This is a genomic window from Sphingorhabdus pulchriflava, from assembly GCF_003367235.1.
Classification (GTDB): domain Bacteria; phylum Pseudomonadota; class Alphaproteobacteria; order Sphingomonadales; family Sphingomonadaceae; genus Sphingorhabdus_B; species Sphingorhabdus_B pulchriflava.
In genome coordinates, this window is the sequence record NZ_QRGP01000001.1 from 1756292 (window position 1) to 1783069 (window position 26778).

Sequence of the window (26778 nt, forward strand, 5' to 3'; positions counted from 1 at the left end):
GAACAAGGAAAATCGAAAATGGTCGAGGTCTTCACGGTCGGTGGCGGCGACTATCTGGTCAATGTCTTTAACGCGGTCGCGGCCTGGACCGGCAATGGCGGCTATAAGGGCCTGCTCCAGGTCGTGATGGTCATGGGGCTCGGGTTTTCCGCGCTCATGCTCGCATTCAACCAGGACTGGCGCGCTTGGATCAACTGGTTCCTGGGCGCGACGCTGATGTACAGCTGCCTGATGGTCCCGCGCCTCGACGTACAGGTGACCGACCGGCTCAATCCTTCGCTCGCACCGTCGCAGGTGGCAAATGTTCCGTTGGGACTCGCGCTCATGGCGAGTTTTACCAGCCAGATCGGCGACTATCTGACTGGCTCGGCTGAAGTCGTGTTCGGGCTTCCGGGCGACCTCAATTATTCCAAGAACGGCATGATCTACGGCGCGCGACTTTACGATGCGACACGTTCGTTGCGCATCTCTGATCCCGAATTCGCCGCCAATCTCGACGAACATTTCCGGCAGTGCGTCTTCTACGATGTTTTGCTCGGGCGCTATTCGATGAAGCAACTCGCCGAAAGCACCGACATCTGGACGACAATCGCTCCGGGCAGTCAGGCCCGCGCGCAACGCTTCCTGACCCGCGACACATCAACCGGCGAAGTTACCGCCAATATCATCACCTGCAGGGATGCTTATACCAGCCTCAACGGCCAATGGACGCAGCTCATTGACAGCATGGGCAATGTGTTCGGTCGCCAGCTGTATCCCAACCAGACCGTCGCCCTCGCCAAGGCTAAGCTCTTTGCTGATCTGCCGATAGCCTACCAATATCTGACCGGGGTTTCCTTCAATGCGACCGCGATCTTCAAACAGGCACTCACCATCAACGCGATGAGCCAGGCGATGCATGCGATGGGTAGTGCCAGCGGGGCTGGCAATGTCGATGTCTATGCCCAGACCCGGGCCGACATCCAGACCGAACGCACCTATAGCTCGATCGCAAGCAATGCCATGAAATGGGTGCCGCTCCTGAATGTCGTGCTCACCGTCCTGTTCTACGCGCTCTTCCCTGTCCTCTTTCCGCTGTTCCTGATGCCCAAAACCGGACCGCTCGCGCTCAAAGGTTATGTGACAGGCTTCTTCTATCTAGCCGCCTGGGGGCCGCTGTTCGTGATCCTCCATATGATGCTGATGTTCAAAGGGGCAGCAGACATGACCGCTGCGAGCAATGGCGGCATAACGCTCGCAAGCTTTACCGGCATGGCAGACGTCAACAGCGATATTGGGATATTGGCTGGCTATCTGATCGCCTCGGTGCCATTTTTGGCGGGCGGGGTAGCCAAGGGGGCTATGGCGATCTCGCACCATGCGACCTCCTACCTCAATCCCAGCCAGAACGCGGCCGAAGAAGCTGCGCGCGAAGCGAGCACCGGCAATGTCTCGCTTGGCAATACCAGCTTCGAAACCTCGAATGTGCTGACCCGGCAGTTCGCGCAAGGCAATGTCGCCCCATCGTTCAACTATGGTGCCGCTCAGACGCGCGGCTATAGCGAGAGCGGCACGATGACGACGAGTTTTGCCGAAGGCAGCTATGACCAGCTCCCGAATTCGAGTTATCCTTTCACACCCACGCTTGGTCAGGAGTTCACCTCGCGTTTGTCGACGATGGCGAGCCAGTCCAAATCAAACAGTGAGACATTCTCGAACCTCGCGCAGCAATCAACCGCCAACGCCGTCACGCATTTCCGCGAACTCAGAAACCAGGTTAGCAAAGGCAGCAGCTTCGAAACCGCAACCGGCCAGAGCAACTCCGACAGCGTCAACACGGCGTTCAACGAGGTCGATCAGGCTTCGAAAGCTCTTCAGCGCCAATATAGCCTCAGCCGCCGTGCATCCGACGACATTACCACCAGCTGGTTTCTCAATGGCGAGGGTTCAGCCGGGCTTGGCGGAAGCCTCGGGCCCGCAAATCTAGGCGTTGGTGTCAAAGGAGGTCGCAACCAAAGCTGGACGGACAGCGATATCGGGATCGCGTCCGAAGATCGCTCACGCATCATGGGCAGCCTCAAACAGATATCGGACAGCCGCAACTGGTCGAGCGCACGCGATAGCTTTGTTCGAACAGTCAGCACTTCAACCAGTTCGTCAATCTCGACTAGCGCGAACGGGATGAACGCTTCGCTGACGGAGGCACAAAGCTTTACCCAAGAGGCGCGGCGTTCCGAAGAGATCGCCAATCGACTGGAGCAGCAAGCTTCAATGTTCGAAGGGAGCAGCGCGTCGGGCAGTCTCAATCTATCGCAGGCATATCGCGAATGGGGGCTGGGCGAGATGGAACGCAATCGTGACTTTTACGGTAATGAACGTTTTGACGATATTGGCTTCCAGCTCAGCGCAGAGGGACAGGCCCTTCAAGCACGCTTTATAGATGGCTATGCCGACACGTTACGGGACAATATCGAAGATAAGCTCGTACTTGCCGCCGGCAAGCCAATTTCCAAGCCAAGTGTATCGTCCGCAGCAAATGTCAAAGCTAACTCGAAGGTGGGATCGAGCAGCAGCGATCGACCTTCAATCGGTAAGATGTCCCCTGACTCGATCGGCGCAGAAGTTGACCGCGCTCAAAAATCTGGCCGACAACGCATCGACACTATTCGCGATTATCTTGAAGGCGCCACCAGGGATGCAAAAGGGGCAAGTGAAAACGCGGCGGACGAAGTAAAAAAGTGGAAATAGTCTACCCAGCAAACTCACTGACGAACACAAAGGCAAAAAACGCCAGAATCACACAGCAGACTACAATGATGCCGATCCGGCTAAGCGGGTCCGCCCACGCCTTCATCAAACGATATTCGGTCAGGCGGTTCTCGACAATCGCTTGATCAACCTCAGTGAAACCAGACCATTTCCGGCCCTCGCCGCCAAGTTCGCGATCTTCCAATGTGTCGGGTTTGTTGTCCATTGAGCCAATTCCTTTCTGACTGCTCGCTGGCCACCTCAACTCTGCAGTGTGAGGTTTGATAATAGCCGAACGACGCGGTGAAGTCAGCAAATTCAGCAGAGTGCAGGCAATTTTCTGAGAAGCTACCAAGCATTTCGCGGAGTACTTCGGCAGTTATCCTTAACCAGTTTTCGCGTTCCCGGCTCGCTGCGCGAGCCACAAGAACGACACCCTTGCAACGGTGCGACGAAGATGGACGTCCTGCGCGCGGGCGTGTGCGCCTGCGGACGTCCAGCAAGGAGAGAGGCAAGAGTGTCAGCGGGTCAGCCAAAAGTGCCGCACCCTGGCCGAACCTGAGAGGCCAGAGAGCGACCTTAACAACTCCCGCTCATTTGCAGGCGGATTTCTAATAAATCCGCCAAATCTCAATGTCTGCATTGTTGGACAGTCCGGACTGTCCGCTATCGAGCGCCCAAAGGATAGAGTCTGCCGTTCCTTCACCACCCGTTCGAGTTAACAACGACTGCCATCGGAACGTTGTCATCAGCCTGGAACCAGCCACACACAATTTGTGGAAATGCGCTTTGATCGTCGATGAGCGCTAGCGATTGTCGACATCATGACAGCGACGCTAGAACTCATCCACGAACATAGGGTCATTGACGCGCCGGGGGATGAAACTGGCTAATTGGGTGCTCGACATTTACCGATGCTATTTGAAATGTTCGAAAGCAACACACTCGATCTCATAGTCGAGTATCGCAAAAATGGCTGCCACGAGGTCGTATTTAGCGGCATTTGCGCCACACCTAGGATTTCGTTTCTGGCAGATGCAATGAAAACCTCATTTTCGCGCTGCTTGAACAAAGTGATTGCATCCGGTCGTTTTCCAAGCTTGCAACGTTTTGGACGCGATTGGACCGGAGCGTTGGTGCCAACGACCTCGATCACCCGAATCCGTTCTTCATAAGCCGCCGCTAAACATGCCCTGTGTTCGACTTGCATCGCACACATGCTGCGTCGTTTAAACCAAGCTGGCTGCGCTTCGTAGAAATCTGAACCGCTGCGCTGAGCCAGCATTGGCTTGTTTTTAAGTAAGAGTGCCAATCTGTCGTCGAGCGATCGCAATTCGGCATCGCTGCAAACTAACTGATCGGACGCATACACCGGGCGCGCGCAGTCGGCTGTATACTGCTCGACGGGCGGCGGAACAGCGAACGCCGCTGGCTCGGTTTGTGCCGTTGCGAGCGATGCCAGGATACTCAAAAGAATAAAGCCGTTCATATTGCCTCCCGCTTTTTGCCGGGAGCACTAAAGCCTAGGCCACTTGCAGCCAAAAGAGCTGTCAAACCGATAATTATTGGTTTCAATTCATCGCCCCCTTTGACAAATTTATCCACATCGCCCGACACAAATCGATCCCGCCGTTGCCGCTCGCTCAATCAGTCCGCCAAAGCCGTGCCTGGCCGGGAGTCATGCCGTACCATTGGCGGAACGACCGCCCGAAACTCGACATGTCGGTGAAGCCCAATGCTCTGGCGATTTCGGCAAGGCTGATGGATGTATTGCCGATCAGCTCGGAAGCGATCAGTCGCCGTTCTTCCTCCACAATCTTGTGAAAGCTTGTGCCGTGGGCCGCCAAGGTTCGCACCAATGTCCGTTCCGAAACGCGTTCGCTGGCAGCGACCTGTTTCAACCGTGGAACCCGGTTTTCTGTCTCCATCGCCTTGCAGATGACGGCGCGGATTCTGTCTACGACTTCAGATTGATTACAATCTCGTTCCATTAGCGCGACGCGTTCAAGGGCGAAATTCCAGAATGCTGGATCGGTTTGTGAGTTTCTAGCTTTAAGCCAATCTGGATCCCCCGCCATTGCGTAGATTCCGGCGTCGAACTGCTTGGTGCCGGGCAAACTATCCAGAAAGGCCGATATTCTCCCCTGCCTTTTTGCTGCAAAGCTGAATTTTATTTGCTCGACTACATCTGGGCGGAAAAAATCTATGAATCGCTGAAAGCTGCATAGATAGGCTGTGGAGGCAAATTCCAGCAACGGCCCGTGTTCAATTTCACTTTCAATAGCTATTGAAAACTGACGTTCATCGACCTGAAGCCTCATCTTCACATAAGGCGTCGTCACTTCCGTTGATCTTTTGGCGAGCAACAGCGCGTCGTGCAGGCTAGGCGCGTTATACAGCGCTGGTGCAACAACGGGCGCGCCTGTGATCTTGGAATCCCCTGACAGCCGCAACAGCATTTCCACAGCGGCGCCGTGATCGACAATGTTGGCTATGACAATAAGGTCGTCGGCAACGCTGATCCGGTCGGGAAAACCTGGCCCTTGAACCAATGTGGTGCCATTTTTGAACCATTCAGGCCAGCCTAGCCATTCCCCAAATTGCACCAGAGCGACTGGAGGAATTTGCTGTCGCGATTTCGGTCCCAAAGCTTCAATTACGGCATAGGCATTTGTCAGCGCCTCGATTGACGGACGATAGCCGACAAAATTGCCCGGGGGGACAAAACTGTCCGCACGTCCGGTTGCAAAATCGGCTGTATTTTGTCGCAGACCCATGCGCGCCCCTAAATTTTCCTGCCCTGCACAGGCATGAATTTCCAATCGAACGCGACCTTGTTGTTTTTACATTTGTTAAACTGCGGCAGTCGGATGGACAAGGAAATTGCCGAAACTGCACATGCACAGACTTGACCTTTTCGGCCAGACCTTGGCCTCGAATGTCCAAAGGATGGCATCATTTGTCGATGTCCTGCGATTTTACAATCGGGCAAGTTACGGGTGCATCGTTTGCCGCTGCAAGATTGCAGCGCGAAATCGGAGGATGATAAAATGAAGCTTCGCATAATATCAACTTTGCCAGCAATGGCCGCATTATGCCTGGTGAGCGCATGCCAGCAAGGCGGGGAAAACCCTGCAGCCGCTGACGCGACCGTAGCGAGCTGGCCCGCCAGCTTGAACGTGATGGGCGATGGATTTCCGAACCCCGGCGATACCTGCCGCAAAATCGGCGAAACCGCAGCGACGGTGAATTATCTGGATGACAGCGCGACGCTGGCAGGATGCCTTTCGGCGGATGCTGCCGCCAAGCTGGGTGGCAAGATTGTCGGCACGGTTGACGGCGTAACGCTCGTCTCGGTTCCAAACTCCGCAACTCAGGCGGGCGATGGCGATAGCAAGGGCGACGCTAAGGTGGCTGGCACCAATTACAACGCGACCGCGCAGATTAAATGCGCAGGCTACAAAGGCGCGGCGGCAGGCATGTGTGACGCTGGCGTTGTGCGCAACGGTGAAACAGGTACCTATATCGACGTGATCCTGCCAGGTGGTGGCAAACGCACCATATTGTTCAACAAAGATGGCAGCTTCCTGACTTTCTCAACCGCTGAAGCCGACGGCACAGCCGCGATGAAAGTAGGCTCCAAGCGTGACGGCGACACGACGATCGCGACCCTCGGCGCCGAACGGTACGAAATTCCTGACGTCTTTGTGCAGGGCGACTGAGCCGGAGATCCGAAGCTTCGACCGCAATTTTTGAAGGGGAACCAGCATGGACTTTATGAAGCTCCTCAAATCGCTTGAGGAACTGCTGTATGAAGTCATGGTCATGCTGGTTTTCTATCCGAAGACCTTGTGGCTGACCTTCCGCTATCCGCAGCGGATGATGGACTATGCCGACACCGAATTGGGCGATGTCCAGTCCGAGCAATATAATGACACGCTCAGTCCGCCGCTGTTTTTGATGATCTGTCTGGCAATCAGCCACATGATCGAAATCACCACATTGGGTAATAACGCAACAGCGGCTTTACCCTCTTTTCTTAAAACGACGGAAAATCTGCTGGCATTCCGGGTGTTGGTGTTCAGCGTCTTTCCGCTGATGATGGCGTTGCGGCTTTTGTACGGGTTGAAGGAGCCATTGAACCGGGAGACCCTGCGCGCGCCTTTTTATGCCCAATGTTTTGTGACGGCACCGCTCGCGATGGCCTTCGGCATTTCACAGTCGCTGCGCCATACAACCATTCCTTATGTCGATCAGGCGGCGACGGCCCTGACTGTAGTGGCCTTGGCCTGGTATATTCGGCAGCAAGCGCATTGGTTCAAAGCCAAGCTGAATGTCAGCACGTTGCGCAGCTGGACAATGTCCGTGGTGATTTTTGTTTTGACCATCATCCTGCTGATTTTGGCCGCAGCGCCACTCATTCTATCGACCTGAACTTTTTAAGGGAGGACACCATGCCTGATACGACCAAGCGGCTCTTAATCGCAATCGGTGCGGTTGCCATCTGGGTTGCCATCACCATGGGGGTGGGGTTGATTCAGGTCGCTCCCGGAACGCCGCTCGACAAATTTGCTTCCGAGCAGATTGTTTGGGGGACCCCCATGGCGGCAGCATTCATGCTGCTGGTTGCGTGGATGATGGGCTGGCGCGATCTGGGTTTCAACAATGCCCGACCGCTGCGGTCATGGCGCCTGATCTGGCTGCCTATGCTCCTGATAATCGGCTTTGTCGGCGTGGCAATACTGTTGGACAGGCCCGTTCCCGTATCGGTTGTGCTGATCGTGGCCATCAACACTATGGTGGTCGGATTTAGTGAGGAACTCGCGTTCCGCGGCGTTCTGTGGGGTGCTGCGCGCAAAGCGATGTCGTTCTGGCCAGCCTTTTTTCTGGTCTGCTTTCTGTTTGGAATTGTTCACGTGCTGAATGCCCTGATGACAGGGCAGTTCGCTGCGGCCGGGGTGCAGGCATTCAACGCCATGTTGAGCGGCGCAGCATTCCTGGCCATCCGCATTCGCACCCATTCGATCATCCCGGTGATGATCGTTCACTGGTTGTGGGATCTTGCCGTGTTCGTTCTTGCGGCAGGCCGTGATGGCCCTTCGCCGGTTATCGATCCGATGGACCAGTTAACGGGAGCACTGATGATAGTTGGGCCAATGGCGCTTTATGGCCTGTTCCTTATCCGCAACGCCAAGGTCCGCGAAGGTTGGGATGATGACCTTGTTGGCGAGCAAGGCGTGCAAAAATTTTGAAGAGGAGAAAGTTCATGAAAATCAGGCATATTTTGGCGACTGCAGTTGTGCTGGGTGGTGTCATGCTGGTGCAACCTGCTGCCCTCCAAGCACAAGGTGCAGCAGCACCGATCAGGGTTCAATTCGCAAAAGGAACCAGCTCAAAGACAATCAAGACTTCAATCCGCGGCGACCAGTCCAAGCTCTATGTCGTGAACGTCCGCGCTGGCCAAAAGCTGACGGTAAAGCTGACCCCTAGCAATGCCTCCAACTATTTTAACATCACGGCCCCCGGCGCGCAGCAGGCGCTGTTTATCGGCTCGACCGAAGGCAACAGCTATACAGGCGTCGTGCCGTCATCGGGTGACTATAAGATCGATGTGTATTTGATGCGCAATGCGGCACGACGCAATGAAACGTCAAACTACACGCTGGTGATAGGTGCGCGCAATTAGTCGTTTTGTAACACGCATTGGCAGTCTGGCAATCGAAAATGGCGCAGAATGTCTATCGCATGTCATCAAATGTAAATTGTAGCGCCGGACGGTTCGGCCCATCCTGCGGGCAAGAAGACTTTTTCGACTCAATGAATGAGGGCTAATTTATGAAGAAGACGGGGAAATTGGCAGCAACAATGTTGGCATCGGCTGCGATGCTGGCGCAATCAACGGTGGCCTTGGCCGAAACGCCGGGTTCGGTTCGCGATCTGGTCGGTGCTCGGGCGGCAGGTGGCGAGTCCACTTTGGCAGAGCGCGGCTTCACCATGCATCATGGAACTACCAAGAATGACAGCAAGATTGGATATTGGTGGAATCCGAACACCAAGGAATGCGTCAGCGTCACGACCTATGACGGCAAATTTGAAGCGATCAAAAAAGTATCAGCTTCCGATTGCGGTCAAAAATCAAGTAACAATGATGCTGGTGTTGCGGTTGCGGTCGGCGCTGCGGCTATATTGGGCGCCATCGCGCTGTCGCACAAATCCGACCACCACAATGATAGCAACCACTACAACGATTCCCAGCGTGAGGCCGACTACGAACGCGGCTATCGTGATGGTCTGTATAACCAAGCCTATCACAATTATGGCCGATCGGACGCTTACTCTGACGGTTATTCGTCGGGCGTTGAACAGCGTGGCCATGAAACCAGCTATCGCAACAATAACCACCATAGCGGTGGCTATGTCGCGAATGTCTATGTCGGCGATCTGAACGGCCAGTCACGCGACAATGCGACATCGCAATTGATGAGCCGCGGCTTTGTGATGCGCGATGACAAACGCACCGACGATGGCCGGTATCGCACTTTCTGGAATGCCAGCTCCAAGCAGTGCCTCGTGATGGTGTCGCGCAACGGATATGTCAGTTCTCTCGATCATGTATCGAAAAGTACATGCCGCGATTGACCCCGTGGAAACCCTAAGTACCCGAGAGAAGTAGACTGTGGCGAAGCTGCGAGGCACACACCCCTTGAAGCTTCGCCATTTTTTTGTACCGGGCGTCATCTCGGCTATTGCCGCTATGGGCTCTGCGGCGGCAGCTGCACCATTAGGACAGAAGCAGCAATCTGAAGTTGAGATGGCCTCGCACGCTGTTGTCAGCGGCGTTACCGTTTATGACCCAGAACAGCTGCTCAAATTTGCCTCCGCCCACAGTCGAGCAGAAGATGCGACAGTCAGTGCCGAAAAAATTGCTGAAGCCATTGAACTCATCTACCGCGAAGACGGCTATGCGCTGGCCGAGGTCACGCTGGCTTATAGTCAGGATGGAAATCCAGTCTTACGCGTCGATGAAGGACAGCTGAAAGCCGTCTCTATAACCGGCTTGCAACCCCGGACCGAGAGCCGGGTCCGGAGCTATGCGGAGAAACTCCTGGTCAAAACTCCGCTGCAACTGCGCGATCTTGAACGGGCCTTGATGTTATCGTCTGATTTGGCAGGCGTCGCCATTGCTAACCAGATTTCGCCCGACTCGTCCGGACGCGGGTCGGTGCTCGCGATACATGGCGCTGAAAACACAACGTCGGGGGCTGCAGGTATCGAAGTTGTTCCGATCCGCCCAGGCTCTGCCGTCAGGGGCTATGTTGTTCAGGAATTTTATGGCGCGATCACCGGTGGCGATATGGTGAGGATTTTGGGCCAAGCAACGCTCGATCGGGGCGATGACTGGTCAGTTTCGGGTATGGCTTATTATCGCACGCCGGTTGGTTCGAATGGCACATATATTGAGGCTATGGGCGGTAACACTGTTGCCCGCAGGGATTTTGCCAACATCACACAGGACAGCCGCCTGACGGGCTGGAATGCAGCATTTGTCATCGGGCATCCGATCGAGCGAAGCCTGACCGATTTCACCTATTTGCTCGCCGAATATGAATTTGTCGATGCACGCTCCCGGTTTCTTGGCCAAAAACTGCGGAGCAGCACGCATGCCCTGCGGCTGCGGGCATTGAAAGGCACCGATCTAGCGGATGGCAGCCTGTTTCGCGCGGCGGCAACGCTCAGCGGCGGAACCCGGCCAGATGCGGTCCCCGGCAGACTGCCCGACGGTGCCAAGTCCTTTGCCCACTTTCGCAGTGAAATCGGCTTGGCGGTTCCGCTCGACAAGAAACAGCTGACCAGCCTCAGGGTTGAATTTCGCGGCCAATGGGCGTCGACACGCCTGCCCGAGGTGGAACGCATCTCGATGGGGCACGCTCCGTTTCTGCGTGGCTATGCGCCTGCAGAGGTAGCGGGCGATCGGGGATATGGAGCAACCGTTGAAATAGCGCGTAGTGCTGCAACCGGTAACGGTTCGGTTCCTGCGATCACGCCATTCGCCTTTGGCGCACTTGGCTATACCGATATCATCAAGCCTCGGCTTGGCGAACGGACGTTGAACACGGTCACCTCGATCGGCTTCGGCAGCAGTTTTCATATCAAGGGCGGCATTCACCTTTCCGGTTGGGCCGCCGTTCCATTGCGCGATGGGCCACAATCCCGCTCAGGCAATCCTGCTTTCCATGCCAGTGTAACGGTTGGGTGGTGAGATGACGGTGAATCGCAGACATCTCTATTGGTCCTTGGCAACAACTATTGCCCTTGGCGCGGCGGTCACCCTTCAGGCGAACCCGCATCGTGGATGGTGCATTGGCGTGGGAAATCCACATCGCAGCACCAGCTGCTCGTCAACAACCCCGGTCGTCACCCCTCCGGACGTACAGCCCCCGCAGGTAACGCAACTGCCCCCGCAGCCGAACTTGATCGTTCAAACCCCGCCACAAGTCACTGTGCCGTCAATACCTTACATTCCCAAGCGGCCGCCGAACAGCAGGCATCCTGTTACGATTGTGCAACCCCCGATCGCACAACCGCCGTTGCCGCAACCGCAAACTCCGCAGCAAGGCCCGACGGTGACGCCGCCGCTTCAGCAGCCACCGGTGATGCAGCCCATCGCACAACCACCCATGCCGCAACCGCAAACACCGCAGCAGGTCCCGGTTGCTATCCCGACACCCCGGCAACCTCCGGTGGTCGCGCCGATGTTGCAACCACCGCTCGTGCAGCCTCCAACGCCGCAGCAAGGTCCGATGGTGCAGCCGCCACTGGTGCAACAGCCGCCGGTACTCCAGCCGGTGCTGCAACCGCCCCTGCCGCAACCGCAAACACCGCAGCAAAGCCCAGCGGTGATGCCACCCCTTCAGCAACCACCGTCGCTGCAACCGGTTCTGCAACCACCGCTGGTGCAACCACAGATACCGCAGCAGGTCCCGGTTGCTATCCCGACACCGCAGCAACCTCCGGTGGTCGCGCCGATGTTGCAACCACCGCTCGTGCAGCCTCCAACGCCGCAGCAAGGTCCGATGGTGCAGCCGCCACTGGTGCAACCACCGACGACCCGGCCGATAGTGCAACCACCCTTACCGCAGCCGCAAGTGCAGCAACAGGTTCCGATCGCGGTGCCGCCGCTTCAGCAGCCTCCCGTTATGCAGCCCGTGCTCCAACCACCGCTGACGCCCAATGGTAGCACTGCAGTCGTCATTCTAACGCCCTTACCGGATCCGGGTTTTTCGGTTTTGGGCGGGGGGCAGGTTCCGGCCAAGGCTGAGACGGGTATTTCGGTGACGCTCCAGCCGACTGCTGGCCAGATACAGAACCCGGTCGTCCATCGCCCTCGGCCGTACACTAAGCCGGTCGATAGCCCTACGGTCACGCAACCGCCTGTTGTTCTCAAACCGCTCGATCAGCTGGATTATGTTACGCCCGGCGGAGGCCAGCGACCGATAACTTCTGGCAACAACCAGACTACGATTTACCAACCCGTTGGTGATCCGAAACTTAACCAGCTCGATCCATTGTTGCACGTAGCAACTGAGGCAGGTCGTCATCCTGCGCATAATCTGCCTGCCTTCGAAACGCCCAGCGGAGCGGCGCAATGCCTGTTGAGCGGCTTTGGCCGACGTTATTGGATTGATGACAAGGGCGTTCGTCACGAAACCGGCATACCCGCTTCGCTGCGCGGTTTTGGACCAATCATGCGCGATGTGCCTGCATTCACCCATCATTCGGCTGGCTGTGTTCTTCTGGTTTACCGCCGGGAGGATCGTCAGGAACGGAATTAGCTAGGATACCAATTTATTCGTCCTCGATCGAAGGGAGCAAGAAATGAAAATTAGCCTCAAATCAGGGTTCTGCCTCACCGCAGCCATTTGTACCCTGGTGATATCCTCCCCTCTTGCGGCACAGCAGACCACGGAAAAGGCAGCGATTGGGACATGGGGCGTCGACACGACCAACATGTCCAAAACGGTAAGCGCCGGTGATGATTTCTATCGCTATGTCAACGAAGGCTGGCTGAAAACGGCAAAAGCCCCAACTGGCATTCCGTATATCGACGCCTTCGTTGAAGTGTATCTCTCCACAGAACAGCGTGTCGGCGGAATTATTGCTGAAGCGCGGGAAACTACCGATGCACCGGGCAGTCCAGAACAGATGATTGGCGATTTTCATCGATCAGCTTCTGATATGGAACGCCGAAACGCGCTTGGCATTACACCTATCGCGAGCACCTTATCGATTGTGGCAGGCACGACTGACCGCAACGACATCGCGCGAATCATGGCCTATCCTTGGATTGACGGGTTCATGGGCGGCGGCGTTCTCGCCAATGCGAACGATCCCACCAAACAAATGGCGGCTGTAGGTGTGGGCGGGTTAACGATGCCGTCGCGCGATTATTACCTCGCCGATGCCGAGCCCTATATTGGTCATAGAAAGGCATTGCTCGAATACATCGCTTCAAGTCTACGTCGTGCCGGGATCGACAATCCGGACGCGCGCGCTGAAAAAATCATGGCACTGGAATTGGAAATAGCAAAGCGCCAGTGGAGTCTGGGCCAACAGCGCGATGTCGTCGCAATGAACAATGTGATGACGCCCGCTCAATTGAAGGCGTACGCACCTGGTTTCCCATGGGATGTCTTTCTCGCCGAGATGCAGTTCGACACACAGTCACAAATCAAGGTTACGACCGACACCGCAACCCGCGACATCGCAAAATTGTTCGCAGAGACCCCTGTGGCCGATCTTCAATCGTTCCTGACCTACAAAACACTCGACGCATGGGCAGATTCATTGTCCGAACCCTGGGTGCAGGCGCATTTCGAGTTTCATGGAAAAAGAATGCAGGATACCTCCGAACGTCGTCCTGCGGAACTCGAAGCCATTGCATCGGTCAATGCAGCGCTAGGTGAAGAAATCGGCAAGGCATATGTAGCCGAATATTTCGGAGCGTCTGACCGCGCCAAGGTTCAAGAAATGGTCGGCTATCTGCGCGACACCTATCGCGCCCGTATCCAGAAACTCGAATGGATGGATGAGCCGACCCGTGCTGAAGCATTGGTCAAGCTCGAAAAGGTCGCGAGCTATATTGGCTATCCTGAAAAATGGCATGACCGATCTAACGTTCGAATTACCGCGGACGACTATGTCGGCAACCAAAACCGCCTGATTAATTGGGTGCGCGCTGACAATCTGAAGAAGCTGACCGAACCAACGCGCAGCTGGGAATTCCCATATAGCCCGCAGGAAATCAATGCAGGTTACAGCCAGTCGAAAAACTCGATAACGTTCCCTGCCGGTGTCCTCCAACCTCCATTTTTTGACCCCAAGGCTGATGCAGCGGTAAACTTCGGTTCAATTGCCGCAGTAATAGGCCATGAATTTGGACATGGCTTCGACGATCAAGGCAGCCGTTCCGACGGCGAGGGCAAAATACGCGACTGGTGGACCAAGGCTTCGCGCGCCGAGTTCGAAAAGCGGACGGCTGGTCTGGTCGACCAGTTCAACCAATATGATGCGCTACCCGGTCTAAAGATCAATGGACGCCAAAATCTGGGCGAGAATATTGGCGATCTCGGGGGGCTCTCGGTTGCTTACGCCGCCTACCAAACTTACGTCAAAGAGAAGCAAGGCGGCAAGGCACCTGTCATTGGTGGTTTTACAGGTGATCAACGCTTCTTCCTTGCTTGGGCGCAACTCTGGCGCAATATCACAAGCGAAGGCGAGACGCGTCGACGCACCTTATCCGACCCACACAGCCCCGGCGAATTCCGTGTAAACGGCATCGTGCGCAATGTTGATGCCTGGTATAAGGCGTTCAATGTGAAGCCGGGCGACAAGCTTTACCTGCCGCCGGAACGGCGCGTGCGCATCTGGTGAGTTCATAGACTGGGGTTTTCATGTCTGAGTTTTGATGTCGACGACGCCTTCACTTTGATGGGGATCCGTCTTGTTACGTCATGAACGAAGGGCCGGAAGCGAGGAACCGCAGTGTATTGCCGAATGGCAGTTAAGTTAGCGGCTTCTGAATGTTACCGCAGTCCGACGATGCGGAATGACGGGACTTGAGAGAAATTTGCTGTGAGCTCTCCTTGCTACCACAAATATCGCATAACCTTCGAAATGCATTTTTCGACGACTTGAGATGATTGAGCAAATCTGTCCGTGGTTTGGCGGCTTTGCTTTACCTCTAAGTAACCGCACCATGAGCATCTTGCCGCAGGATTGCTCTCAATATTCGCATTGCCTTCAATATGTCCGCATAATGGGCAGGTTTTGGTGTTTAGAAAGCGGAATATTCTCATGTGACTGCCGCTGTCTTCGCAGTGTCGTACGCCGTCGATAATGATGGCGGGAGTGGACGTACTGCCTCGCCGATTATCAAAACTGCTGGCCCATCTGTGACTGAGGCGCTTGTTGCTATAGCCAGTAGATCTAACCGAGTCCGAACCTTTCGTTCGTTCGGTAAGCTGGCGTTTTCGACAATCAAGGCCGGTGTATTCCGATTGAGCCCAGCTTGCATCAGTTCATCAGCAGCATCTTTGGCTGCGGCTTTTCCCATATAAATGACGAGCGTCGATGCCGGATCCGCCAAAGCTGCCCAATCGGTTGCGTTGCAATCTTCTGCACTTAAATGAGCTGTGACAAAGGTAAGCTTTCTAGCGCTCCCTCTCAAAGTCAGCGATGCACCAGCAGACGCGACAGCAGCGCTGGCTGCTGTTATTCCAGGGCAAATCCGGACAGGTACGCCCTGCAAAGACAAGTGTTCGATTTCCTCGGATGTACGAGCGAAAATTGCAGGGTCGCCACCTTTCAACCGAACCACTCGTTTCCCTGATCGGGCAGCAGAGAGGAGCAGATCGTTGATGCTTTTCTGATCTTTCGAATGTCGACCGGATCGTTTGCCGACACTTACCCTCTCAACATGTTGGGGTATGATTTCCAAAACGCCCTTGCCGACCAGCGCATCGTAGAAGACAATATTTGCGGCAGTGATCAGCTTTTCCGCCTTGCGGGTCAGCAGGTCGGGGTCACCGGGGCCGGCACCTACCAGCCAGACGGTTCCGGGTTCGATTGTGTCAGGCATAGGCCGGGCTCCTTTCGGTTTCGAGCATGCGGGCGATGGCAGGGCGGCACGAACCGCAATTGGTGCCTGCGTTAAGGGCAGCGCCAACGGCTTCGACGCTGGTGAGCGTTTCAGCGCGGATGGTTTCAAGGATCGTTTTCATGCCCACATCGAAGCAGACACAGACTATGGGCCCTTGATCGGCCTGTGGTGTAACAGGCCGACCGGCGAGTAATTCGAGGGAAGAAGCTTTCTCGCCGCCCAATTGATCGACCAACCAGTCGCGCGGCGGCAGCCCGCCATCGCGGGCGACGAAGAGCGCACCCTGCAACTGCCCGCCGGCAACTACCGCCGCGCGCATGATGCCGCGCTTGGAATCGCTTACCTCGGCGCGGTCGCCGGCTGGCAGCAGCGAAAGCAGCGCATCGGGCTCGCTATCCCCAGCCAGTTCAACCAGCCAGCCATGTGCGGTGCGCACCCGGGTCCAATAGGTGCAGGCCGGAATGGCGGGCATTGCCCTGCTGACCAGAAACCCGGTCCAGCGGGGTAACCATGTGCGGACGGTTGCAGGCGTGTTCTTGAAGCCGGGCTGTCCCGAAACCGGATCGCGATCCTGCGCGGGCAACAGGCCGGTGCGACCGCCTCCGCTGGTCTGGTCGGTCCAGTGCATCGGAACGAACAGGTCGCGCCGTCGCTGATTGTCGGTTGATGCCACGCGGAACACGCTTTTGCCCTGTCCGGTTTCAACCATCGCCAACCCGCCATCGTCGAGACCAAAGCGCGCGACCATATCGGGATGCACCTCGACCAGCGGCTCGCGACGGTGCTGTGACAATTTGGGCGACAGGCCGGTGCGCGTCATCGTGTGCCACTGGTCACGATAGCGACCTGTATTGAGCCGCAGTGGATAGTCCAGCGCGCCATCATCGCGCGCCTGATAACGGACCGGCACAAGCCGTGCCTTCCCGTCAGGGGTCGAAAAGCGTCCCGATGCCAGCGGCGAAGTGCCGCCCCACAAAAAGGGCTGCATCGCATCATAGTCCGCATCGCTGATGCCGTCCTTGTCCGAAATATCGAGCAGACGCGCGCCACCATTTTCAAAGCCGGTTTGCGCGGCATATTCGCGGAAGATCGCGGCGGCATTCGGATAGCTAAACCCATCGACCCAACCCATGCGCTTGGCCACCTCAGACACAATCCACCAATCAGGCTTGGCATCGCCGGGAGCCTCCAGAAAACCGCGCTGGCGCGAGATGCGCCGCTCGCTGTTGGTGACTGTCCCGTCCTTTTCACCCCAGCCCAAGGCAGGTAATTTGATATGGGCGAAGGCGGTGGTGTCGGTGTCGCCGATACAATCGGAAACCACCACCAGCGGACAGGCAGCCAGTGCTGCGCGCACCGCATTGGCATCGGGCATCGATACCGCAGGGTTGGTCGCCATCACCCAGATCGCCTTGATCCGGCCATCGGCGACCGCATTGAACATGTCGACCGCCTTCAGCCCGGGGCCGGGGCAGATTGTGGGCGATTGCCAGAAGCGTTGCGCGCAGTCGCGCTCGGCATCGCTGAAACCCATATGCGCGGCGAGCATCGAGGCGAGCCCGCCAACCTCTCGCCCGCCCATGGCATTGGGCTGACCGGTGATGCTGAACGGTCCGGCACCCGGCTTGCCAATGCGTCCGGTCGCCAGATGCAGGTTGATGATCGCATTGCCCTTGTCGGTGCCCGAAACCGACTGGTTCGCGCCCTGGCTGAACAGCGTGACCGTGCGCGGCGTTTCGGCAAAGAGATCGTAAAAGGCATCTAGCTGCGCCTGCGACAGTTCGCATACCTTGGCGACATCCACTGTCTCCAATTCCCAAAAACCCTCCGGCACAGACACATGCTGCGCTAGATAGGCACCGTCTAGCTGCCAGCGGGATTTCATCTCGCGCAGCAGCCCGTTGAACAGCGCGACATCGCTGTCGGGCGCAATGGGCAGATGCAGGTCGGCCCGCTCCGCCGTTTCGGTGCGGCGGGGGTCTATCACAACCAGCTTGGTTCCGCGCTGCTCGCGCGCGGCCTCGATCCTTTGCCAAATCACCGGATGGCACCAAGCGGTGTTTGAACCGAGCAGCAGGATCAGATCGGCCTCTTCCAGATCGCTGTAGGAACAGGGAACCACATCCTCGCCAAAGGCGCGGTTGTGCGCGGCCACCGCGCTTGCCATGCATAGTCGGCTGTTGGTGTCGATATTGCCTGAGCCGATAAAGCCTTTCATCAGCTTGTTGGCGACATAATAATCTTCGGTCAGCAGCTGGCCAGATACGTAAAAGGCAACGCTATCTGGCCCATGCTGGGCTATGGTTGCCTTGAAGCCATCGGCCACAGCCTGCAGCGCCGCGTCCCAGCCGACTTGCCGGCTACCGACTTCAGGATGAAGCAGCCTCCCTTCGAGCGCTATGGTCTCGCCCAGATGGGTACCTTTGGAACAGAGTCGCCCGAAATTGGCGGGATGGCTTTCATCGCCGCGGATTTTTGCGCTGCGTTCTCCGGTGGGCGTTGTGACGATGCCGCAGCCGACGCCGCAATAGGCGCAGGTGGTTTTTACCCGCCTCACGCCATCCCCTGCAACGCCTCGCGTCGCCCGATCAGTATGCTGCCACCGTCAATCTTGACGGGGATGACGGGGACGCATCCCTTGTCTTCGCCCAGCGCCTCGCCGGTCAACAGGCTGATCCGCCAATTGTGCAGCGGGCAGGTGACCGTCGTGTCGTGCACGATGCCCTGCGACAGCGGCCCGTGCTTGTGCGGACATTTGTTGATCAGCGCATAGACCTGTCCATTGGCGGTGCGGAAAATGGCAATTTCCTCACCCCCCTGCACCGGCAGGGTGCGTGCACCCAAGGCAGGCAACTGGTCCACGGGGCCGATGTCGAGCCATTCTGCGATCATGCTGGTTTCCGTCGGTTTCGGTTCTTCGATAAGGACGAGCGCAGCACTCATGCCGCACCGCCCACCACCGCAAAGGGACGGATTTCGGCTATATGCTGGTGCAGATGTGCCTCACTGCCTGCGGCGCGTTCGGCCCAGGGGTCTTTTTGCAGGAAGCTTTGCGCATGATGGAAACGCCGCGCCAGTTCGGCCCGTCCTTCGCCATCGTCGACGATTCGCGTCTTCACATATTCAAGGCCCACCCGTTCGACCCAGGGCGCGGTGCGGTCGAGATAGCGGGCTTCCTCGCGGTAAAGCTGGATGAAGGCGGCGCAATAATCGAGCGCCTCCTGTTCGGTTGCCACCTTGCACAACAGGTCGGTGCCGCGCAGATGGATGCCGCCATTGCCGCCGATGTGCAGCTCATAGCCGCTGTCAACGCAGATCACGCCGAAATCCTTGATCGTGGCTTCGGCACAATTGCGCGGGCAGCCAGAGACGGCGATCTTGAACTTGTGCGGCATCCAGCTGCCCCAGGTCATCTGTTCGGTCTTGATGCCAAGGCCGGTAGAATCCTGCGTGCCAAAGCGGCACCATTCGGAACCGACACAGGTTTTCACCGTGCGCAGCGCCTTGCCATAGGCATGGCCGCTGACCATTCCGGCCGCATTGAGGTCTGCCCAGATGGCGGGCAAATCCTCTTTCTTGATTCCAAAAATATCGAGCCGCTGGCCGCCGGTCACCTTCACCATGCGCGCCTTATATTTATCGCAGGCATCGGCAATCGCGCGCAATTCGTCGGGCGTGGTAACCCCGCCCCACATGCGCGGAACGACCGAATAGGTGCCATCCTTCTGGATATTGGCGTGCATCCGTTCGTTGACGAAGCGGCTCTGCATATCGTCGACATGGCTTTCGGGCCAGGCGCAGAGCAGATAATAATTGAGCGCCGGGCGACAGGAGGAACAGCCGTCGGGTGTGCTCCAGCTTAGCGCCTGCATCACCTGCGGAATGACCCTCAATTCCTTTTCGACAATCGCTTTGCGCACATCTTCATGCGTGAAACTGGTGCATTTGCACATCGGCTTGACCGGCCGTTCCTCGTCATGCCCGGCCAGCTTCAGCAGGTTTTCGACAAGGCCGGTGCAGCTGCCGCAGCTGGCCGATGCCTTGCAGCCAGATCGCACCGCATCAAGCGAACCCGCTCCACCCGATATGCAGGCCATGACCTGCCCCTTGGATACGCCGTTGCAGCCGCAAATCTCGGCATCGTCCGAAAGCGCTGCAACGGCATCAATAGGGTTTGCAGAAGCGCCGCCCCCAGCAAAAGCCTGCCCGAAAATCAGCGCATCGCGAATGTCGCTGACATCTTCCTGTTTCTTCAGCAGGTCGAAATACCAGTTGCCGTCCGCGGTGTCGCCGTAGAGCACTGCGCCGACGACCTTGTCGCCCTTTACGATCACCCGCTTGTACACACCGCGGGTTGCATCGCGCAGCACGATGTCTTCGCAGCCTTCGCCACCTGAAAAGTCGCCTGCGGAAAAAACGTCGAGGCCTGCCACCTTCAGCTTGGTCGAGGTTACCGAGCCTCGATAGCCCTTGGGTTCGGCGACCAGCCCGTCGGCAAGGCTACGGCACATGTCCCACAGCGGCGCGACAAGGCCGTACACATTGCCATCATGTTCGACGCATTCGCCAACCGCGAGAATATCGGGATCGCTGGTCACCATATTGTCATCGACATGGATACCGCGTCCGATGGCCAGCCCAGCCTCCTTTGCCAGCGCGGTTGCAGGGCGGATACCAACCGCCATGACCACGATCGAGGCAGGGATTTCGCGCCCGTCTTTCAACCGGATGCCTTCGACCTTGCCCTCGCCATAAATTTCCGCTGTGTCAGCGCCGGTCAGGATCGTCTGGCCGCGCCCTTCTAGCGCGTCTTTCAACAGCCAGCCTGCCGCTTCGTCCAACTGCCGTTCCATCAGCGTCGGCATGAGGTGGATGACGGTGACTTTCATGTTCCTGAGGCTGAGGCCATGTGCGGCCTCCAGCCCCAGGAGCCCTCCCCCGATAACAACCGCATCGCCACCCCGGTTGGCGGCCTCCAGCATCGCCCCCACATCGTCCATGTCGCGGAAGCTGATGACACCCGGCAAGTCCTTACCTGGAACCGGTATGATGAACGGGTCGGAACCCGTTGCGATCAACAGCTTGTCATAGCTTTCGATGCGTCCGGATTTGGCGGCGATAGTTTTGGCGACCCGGTCGATTGCCGTAACCGAGTCGCCTGCGACCAGTTCGATACCATTTTTATCGTACCAGTCATGGCCGTTGATCACTATGTCTTCGAACGACTTTTCGCCCGCGAGCAGCGGCGACAGCATGATGCGATTATAATTGACGCGTGGTTCCGCGCCGAAAATGGTGATGCGGAACTTGCCTGCATCGCGCGCCAATATTTCCTCCACCGCGCGACACCCGGCCATGCCGTTGCCGATCACTACAAGATGCGGTCGTTCGCTCATTCGATTGTCCTTCAGAATATATATTCGAGCTGCAGCCAGAATTTCTCAGTGTCTACGTCACCCGCGAAATCGGCAGCACCGGTCCGGTCGTAAAATGCAGCCTTGGCGAGAAAGCTGACCTTCTTGCCGATTTTCCAGCCCAACTGCGCGTCCCATTCATCGCCATAATCGAGCCCAAGCCGATCCGATGTGAAGCGGTGCCAAGTGACTGCCGCATTCAATCCGGGAAGCGATTTTGCCTTGGGAAAGACCTTCGACAGACCGACATACAGGTCGCGCAAGCCGTTGGCCGGGGTGGTAAGGAATTTGTCTGCCGTGCCATTGAACTTGTGCAGCGTCGCCAACGGGGTCTGGAAACTTGTAAGCGCCACGCCAGTATCAGCGCCCAATATTTCATAGCCACCGGTCAGCTTGAACCCTGCAACATCCAGAGCGGCTTCGCCCAGCCAATAGTCGGCCGAATAGTTATTGGGATTATTGTGATAATCGCTTTGCCGCGCATAGCTGCCGACTAGACCGAGCTTGGCCTTGCCAAAGTGGAGGGTAGCCGTTGCGCGCACGCCATAGGTCTGGCTCGAAAGGCGGAAGGCCTGCACGACCGCCTCATCCTGATCGACCAGATAGGCAAAACCGGTCAATCCGAAATTCTTGCCCTTGTAGCCAAGGTTCGCGAAAACATTGTCGCCCCCGATTGATTGCTGGCGCGCGCCAAAGCCGTCAACACCCCAGATGGCGCGGTCGCTCCACGCATAGGTGACATCGGCTTTCACGCCCTTGATGCCCGACCATTCAACCCGCGCTGCATCGAATGTCTGCTCGTTCTGGCGCCAGCCGACCGAACCGACAAAGCGCTGGTCGTCAAGGTTGATGCGCTGGCGCCCTAAGGTAACAACTGTCTTGGGCAGGCCAGTGAATTGCAGTTGCAGCCGGTTGAGCTCCACATTTTGCGGATCGGCCACGATCGGATAAGTACCAAGGCCGTTAAGGCCGCTGTTATAGCGTTCCGAAATTGCTAGCGTCGCTTCGGTTTCGGCGAAAATGGCGAATGGGCCCTTTTTTGCCTCCACCCCTGCACGCACGCGCAGGGTGATGGCATCGGCTTCATTCAGCACACCCGTCTGATCGACATTTTCATAGCGCAGCCGCGCCTCGATTGTGGATTTGAGCGTAACCTCTTCCGCCAGCGCAGGGCTCGAAACCGAGACCAGAAACAAAGTGATTGCTGTCTTTTTCATATCATTCTCCCTGAAGTTGGCCTTCAGGCATTCTCACCCAATGATTCATGCGGCTTCAGCATGTGCACCATGTTCATAGTCGGTGAGGAATTGCAGGACTTCCTCACGGTATCCGTAGAATTTCGGGTGTTCGAGCAACGCCTTGCGGTCGCGCGGGCGCGGCAGGTCGACTTCCAATATCCTGCCGATCGTGGCGTTTGGGCCATTGGTCATCATCACCACACGGTCGGCAAGCAGGATCGCTTCGTCGACATCATGGGTCACGCAGATCGCGGTGACCTTGGTGCGTTCCCACACCTCCATCAGCACATCCTGCAAATCCCAGCGGGTAAGGCTGTCTAGCATGCCAAATGGCTCGTCGAGCAGCAGTAGTTTGGGCGAAAGCGCAAAGGCGCGCGCGATACCGACACGCTGGCGCATCCCGTTCGACATTTCGGCTGCCAGCTTATCGAGGCTATCAGCCAATCCGACACGCTCGAGATAATAGTCAACAATCTCGCGCCGTTCTAACCGGCTTGCATGCGGGTAAACCCGGGAAACCCCCGCCATCACATTCTCGCGCGCACTCAACCAGGGCATCAGGCTGGGTGACTGGAAGACGACTCCCTTGTCCGGGCCAGCGCTGTCAATTTCGCGCCCGTCGAGCACGATGCCCCCGCCCGAAATGCTGTTGAGCCCGGCCGCCATGGTCAGCGCGGTCGATTTGCCGCAGCCCGAATGGCCGATCAGCGACACAAATTCTCCCTTGTCCATCAGCAGGTTGAAATTTTCGAGGACAGTCAGCGGACCTTTGGGCGTCGGATAGACCTTTTTCAGGTTGAAAAATTCCAGATAACGCCGCTCGATCCCGGACTTGGCCGCATCTAGATAAGCCTTGGGCGGCTGCATTGCCGTGATCGGGGTGACTTCGGGCAACGACTTGCTGGCATTGGCCAGCGCCGCCTTGGCATCATTTAATCCGCCTAGATAGTTGGCGATACGATTGCGCAATGCCTTATACGCAGCATCGTGATTGAGTGCAGTGCGCTCCCTAGGGCGAGCGATGCTGACTGGAAAAATCTCGCCAAACGTTCCCGTTGGCTCAAGCACAACCACGCGGTCTGCAAGCAAAAGCGCCTCGTCAACATCATTTGTGATGAGGATGATGGTACGCTTTTCCTGTTCGCGGATGCGGTCGATTTCGGCCTGCAACTTGGCACGTGTAAGTGCATCAAGCGCCGACAGCGGTTCGTCGAGCAGCAATATTTCTGGCGTCATGGCAAGTGCACGGGCAACCGCGACGCGCTGCCGCATTCCGCCTGAAAGTTCCGAGGGCTTGCGGTCGGTGGCATGCGACAGGCCGACAAGCGCAACCTTCTCCTGCACCAGCGCCGCACGTTCCGCCTTGGACTTGTCCCTGTGGACGGCATCGACCGCAAGCGCGACATTCCCTTCCACGGTCAGCCAGGGGAACAGCGAATAGCTTTGGAAGACAAGGCTGGTTTCGCTGCCCGGCCCAGTCACTGCCTTTCCGTGGATGGCAACCTCGCCATTATCCGGTTCCTGCAACCCTGCGATCAGCGAAATCAAAGTGGACTTGCCGGTGCCGGAAAAGCCGAGGATGGCGATGAACTCGCCTTCGGATACTTCAAGGTTGATATCCTTGAGAACGGGCGTTCCGGGATAGCCTTTGGAGACATTTTTGAGCGTGAGGATCGGTTCCATGATGGCCAATCCTCAGCGCGCTGCGTGGCGGGACGCATAGGCCTGGACGGCACCCATGATCCGATCGAGAACGAAGCCGATCAGGCCAATGACAACCACGGCAACCATGATGCGCGCCAGCGACTTTTCGCTGCCATTCTGAAATTCATCCCAGACGAATTTGCCAAGGCCCGGGTTCTGCGCGAGCATTTCGGCGGCAATCAGCACCATCCAGCCCACGCCCAGCGACAGGCGCATGCCGGTGAAGATATAGGGCACGGCAGAGGGCAGCACGAGCTTGGTAAGCTTTGCGGTCCAGCTGAGCCTCAGCACGCGACCGACGTTAAGCAGGTCTTTGTCGATGTTGACAACGCCAACCGCAGTGTTGATCAGCGTCGGCCACAGCGAACATAGCATCACTGTAATCGCGGAAATCACAAAGCTTTTGGCAAGCAGAGGATCTGCGCTAGTTATGCTGGCCGAAATGACCATCGTAACGATTGGTAGCCAGGCCAACGGGCTGACGGGCTTCATGATCTGGACGATCGGGTTGATCGCGGCGTTAAAGGTCTTGGATAGACCAGCGACCAATCCCACAGGAACTGCAACAATCGAAGCCAGAATAAAGCCGAAGGCCACGGTTTTCAGCGATGTGAAAATCTGGTCGACAAAGGTTGGCGTACCCGTCCAGACGCCGCCCGCAGCCTCAACCGCAGCAGCATCGGCGCGTGTTGCTGCATGTTCGATCATCAGCGCTTGAAACTGCGCAAACACTTCCCCGGGGCCGGGTAGCGCCCCCAGTGAAGTCTGCACCATCGGTGCGCACAGCGCCCAAAGCAGTAGGAACCCGCTTATGCCGACCAGCGGCGGCCAGCTGGCCGCGAACACAGCCTGCGCGTCAGGCAGTTTCAACCTGGAAAGAACGGCAGTGGCGGGCTTTTCTGCAGCCTGGGTGGCGGGCTGTTCGATTGCAGCGAGCATGTTTTCTTCCAAATCGTTTTCAACGACCTTTAGCGCAGGCTGTGCCATGTCATTTCACTCCTGCAGGGGTAACTTTTTGCGCGCCCTTCAGACCGATGGCGAAGCTGGCGAGATAGGCGTTGGGCTTGGTGGCGTCATAAGTGACGCCGTCGATAAATTTGCCCTGTTCCTTGCGAATGCCACTGTCGTCAGCAGGAAAGGCATCGGCCGGGGCTTTGCCCTCGTCCACCAGCGATTTGGCGGCGGACATGTACAGGTCAGGGCGATAGACATTTTTGGCCGTCGACAGATACCAGCTGTCATCCTTCCCCTCCGGGATTTGCCCCCAGCGGCGCATCTGCGTCAGATACCAAATGGCGTCCGAATAGAAGGGATAGCCGGCATAATGGCCAAAGAAGATGTTGAAATCGGGTGCAGGGCGGGTGTCGCCCGGGGCAAAGGTGAACTGGCCTGTCATTGATGCTGCGATCACCTTGGCATCGGCGCCGACATAGTTGGGCTGCGACAGGATCGTCACAGCTTCTGCGCGGTTCTTGCCATTGTCGGCATCGAGCCACATCTGCGCCTTGATGATCGCGCGAACCAGCGCCTTCACGGTCTTCGGGTTCTTTTCGACAAAGTCCTTTTTCAACCCGAAGACCTTTTCCGGATTGAAATTGGCAATGTCATGATCGGTGATGACGGGCACGCCAATCTTCTTGGTCACGGCGGCCTGGTTCCAAGGCTCCCCGACCGAATAGCCGTCGATAGTGCCAGCCTCCAGCGTGGCGGGCATTTGGGGCGGCGGTGTGACCGACAGCTGGACATCGGCACCGGTGGTACCGGCAACATCGCCCGGCAGATAGAAGCCGGGATTAAGCCCGCCCGCTGCCAGCCAGTAGCGAAGCTCGTAATTGTGCGGGCTAACAGGGAAGACCATGCCCATTTTCAACGGCTTACCTTCGGCCTTCAACTTGGCCGCGACCGGCTTCAGCGAAGCGGCGGAAATCGGATGGGTCGGCTTTCCGTCCGCCCCCTTGGGCAGGGTGGGTTCGATCATCGCATAGACTTTGTTCGACAGCGTGATCGCATTGCCGTTCAGGTCAAGGCTGATCGGCGCAACCAGATCACCCTTCACGCCCAGCCCGATCGACGCTGCAATCGGCTGGCCGGCCAGCATATGCGCGCCGTCCAGCTGCCCGCCGATCACGCCGTCGAGCAGCACCTTCCAATTGGCCTGCGGCTCAAGTGTGACAGTCAGGCCTTCCTCGGCAAAGAAACCCTTTTCCTTGGCAATTGCCAGTGGGGCCATGTCGGTAAGCTTGATGAAGCCCAGCTTGAGGATGGGCTTTTCAACATCGGTCTTTGCCGTCTGCTGCGTCGGTGCGGTTTCGCTGCCGCCGCATGCAGCAAGCGCGGTGGTCAGGGCGAGTGCGATGGCAAGTCCGAAATGTTTACGCATGAAATTCCCCTTCGTTCGATGCTGATTGCCTCGGCACAAACCAAAAAGGCCGCGAGCATCGGGTTGTTCCCGATACCGCGGCGCCATTGCCATATGCCATTGGAAGCTGGCCGCTAAACGGGATACGCCTTTGCATCCCCGGCCATGTGTAATGGG

Annotated in this window: 21 protein-coding genes; 10 read left to right on the forward strand and 11 right to left on the reverse strand. The window is 57.2% G+C overall.

Annotated elements, in window-relative coordinates:
- Positions 1 to 18 precede the first annotated feature (18 nt).
- The gene (locus DXH95_RS08695; RefSeq protein ID WP_115548952.1) at positions 19 to 2727 is read left to right on the forward strand and encodes a conjugal transfer protein TraG N-terminal domain-containing protein; all 2709 of its coding nucleotides are present in this window, start codon (positions 19 to 21) and stop codon (positions 2725 to 2727) included.
- Position 2728: 1 nt separating this feature from the next.
- On the opposite strand, the gene DXH95_RS08700 is transcribed toward DXH95_RS08695, so the two are convergent.
- The 3 genes from DXH95_RS08700 to DXH95_RS08710 all read right to left on the reverse strand — a co-directional run bounded on the left by DXH95_RS08700 (position 2729) and on the right by DXH95_RS08710 (position 5504).
- Complete coding sequence (locus DXH95_RS08700) at positions 2729 to 2953, reverse strand: hypothetical protein (RefSeq protein WP_115548953.1); 225 nt, start codon at positions 2951 to 2953, stop codon at positions 2729 to 2731.
- Positions 2954 to 3616: 663 nt separating this feature from the next.
- Entirely contained in the window at positions 3617 to 4216 is a 600-nt protein-coding gene (locus tag DXH95_RS08705) for a lysozyme inhibitor LprI family protein (RefSeq protein ID WP_115548954.1), read from the reverse strand.
- A 154-nt stretch (positions 4217 to 4370) separates the two neighbouring features.
- Entirely contained in the window at positions 4371 to 5504 is a 1134-nt protein-coding gene (locus DXH95_RS08710; protein ID WP_115548955.1) for a helix-turn-helix transcriptional regulator, read from the reverse strand.
- Positions 5505 to 5828: 324 nt separating this feature from the next.
- On the opposite strand from DXH95_RS08710, the gene DXH95_RS08715 reads away from it, so the two are divergent.
- The 9 genes from DXH95_RS08715 (at position 5829) to DXH95_RS08750 (ending at position 14658) form a co-directional block, all read left to right on the forward strand.
- Positions 5829 to 6449, forward strand: coding sequence for a hypothetical protein (locus tag DXH95_RS08715; protein WP_147291706.1), 621 nt, complete (start codon positions 5829 to 5831; stop codon positions 6447 to 6449).
- Positions 6450 to 6495: 46 nt separating this feature from the next.
- Positions 6496 to 7161, forward strand: a complete 666-nt coding sequence (locus DXH95_RS16095) for a hypothetical protein (RefSeq protein ID WP_181883609.1) — start codon at positions 6496 to 6498, stop codon at positions 7159 to 7161.
- 20 nt (positions 7162 to 7181) lie between these two features.
- Positions 7182 to 7979 (forward strand): CPBP family intramembrane glutamic endopeptidase, encoded by a 798-nt coding sequence (locus DXH95_RS08720; protein ID WP_181883610.1) that lies wholly within the window; start codon positions 7182 to 7184, stop codon positions 7977 to 7979.
- Positions 7980 to 7993: 14 nt separating this feature from the next.
- Positions 7994 to 8413 carry a DNA breaking-rejoining protein gene (locus DXH95_RS08725; RefSeq protein ID WP_115548958.1) on the forward strand — a complete coding sequence of 140 codons (420 nt, stop codon included), beginning with the start codon at positions 7994 to 7996 and terminating at the stop codon, positions 8411 to 8413.
- A 149-nt stretch (positions 8414 to 8562) separates the two neighbouring features.
- Positions 8563 to 9366 (forward strand): hypothetical protein, encoded by an 804-nt coding sequence (locus DXH95_RS08730; protein ID WP_115548959.1) that lies wholly within the window; start codon positions 8563 to 8565, stop codon positions 9364 to 9366.
- A gap of 64 nt (positions 9367 to 9430) precedes the next feature.
- Complete coding sequence (locus DXH95_RS08735; RefSeq protein WP_147291707.1) at positions 9431 to 10987, forward strand: ShlB/FhaC/HecB family hemolysin secretion/activation protein; 1557 nt, start codon at positions 9431 to 9433, stop codon at positions 10985 to 10987.
- 93 nt (positions 10988 to 11080) lie between these two features.
- Positions 11081 to 11965 carry a hypothetical protein gene (locus DXH95_RS16300; protein ID WP_147291708.1) on the forward strand — a complete coding sequence of 295 codons (885 nt, stop codon included), beginning with the start codon at positions 11081 to 11083 and terminating at the stop codon, positions 11963 to 11965.
- On the forward strand, positions 11925 to 12560 hold the full coding sequence (locus tag DXH95_RS08745; RefSeq protein WP_147291709.1) for a hypothetical protein: 636 nt from the start codon (positions 11925 to 11927) through the stop codon (positions 12558 to 12560). The genes DXH95_RS16300 and DXH95_RS08745 overlap by 41 nt, the downstream gene beginning before the upstream one ends.
- A gap of 43 nt (positions 12561 to 12603) precedes the next feature.
- Complete coding sequence (locus DXH95_RS08750; RefSeq protein ID WP_115548963.1) at positions 12604 to 14658, forward strand: M13 family metallopeptidase; 2055 nt, start codon at positions 12604 to 12606, stop codon at positions 14656 to 14658.
- A gap of 421 nt (positions 14659 to 15079) precedes the next feature.
- On the opposite strand, the gene cobA is transcribed toward DXH95_RS08750, so the two are convergent.
- The 8 genes from cobA to DXH95_RS08790 are packed head-to-tail and all read right to left on the reverse strand — an operon-like array spanning position 15080 to position 26622.
- A complete protein-coding gene (cobA, locus tag DXH95_RS08755; protein ID WP_115548964.1) occupies positions 15080 to 15865 on the reverse strand; it encodes a uroporphyrinogen-III C-methyltransferase in 786 nt (261 codons plus the stop codon).
- Positions 15858 to 18443: a nitrate reductase gene (locus DXH95_RS08760; protein WP_115548965.1), complete on the reverse strand. Its 2586-nt coding sequence runs from the start codon at positions 18441 to 18443 to the stop codon at positions 15858 to 15860. Before DXH95_RS08760 ends, cobA begins: the two co-directional genes overlap by 8 nt.
- Entirely contained in the window at positions 18440 to 18778 is a 339-nt protein-coding gene (nirD, locus tag DXH95_RS08765) for a nitrite reductase small subunit NirD (RefSeq protein ID WP_115549491.1), read from the reverse strand. Before nirD ends, DXH95_RS08760 begins: the two co-directional genes overlap by 4 nt.
- A gap of 47 nt (positions 18779 to 18825) precedes the next feature.
- On the reverse strand, positions 18826 to 21282 hold the full coding sequence (gene nirB, locus DXH95_RS08770) for a nitrite reductase large subunit NirB (RefSeq protein WP_115548966.1): 2457 nt from the start codon (positions 21280 to 21282) through the stop codon (positions 18826 to 18828).
- Positions 21283 to 21293: 11 nt separating this feature from the next.
- Positions 21294 to 22517 carry an alginate export family protein gene (locus tag DXH95_RS08775; RefSeq protein WP_115548967.1) on the reverse strand — a complete coding sequence of 408 codons (1224 nt, stop codon included), beginning with the start codon at positions 22515 to 22517 and terminating at the stop codon, positions 21294 to 21296.
- A 45-nt stretch (positions 22518 to 22562) separates the two neighbouring features.
- Positions 22563 to 24221, reverse strand: a complete 1659-nt coding sequence (locus DXH95_RS08780; RefSeq protein WP_115548968.1) for an ABC transporter ATP-binding protein — start codon at positions 24219 to 24221, stop codon at positions 22563 to 22565.
- 12 nt (positions 24222 to 24233) lie between these two features.
- Positions 24234 to 25229: an ABC transporter permease gene (locus DXH95_RS08785; RefSeq protein WP_115548969.1), complete on the reverse strand. Its 996-nt coding sequence runs from the start codon at positions 25227 to 25229 to the stop codon at positions 24234 to 24236.
- Between the two features lies 1 nt (position 25230).
- Positions 25231 to 26622 carry a CmpA/NrtA family ABC transporter substrate-binding protein gene (locus DXH95_RS08790; RefSeq protein ID WP_115548970.1) on the reverse strand — a complete coding sequence of 464 codons (1392 nt, stop codon included), beginning with the start codon at positions 26620 to 26622 and terminating at the stop codon, positions 25231 to 25233.
- Positions 26623 to 26778 lie beyond the last annotated feature (156 nt).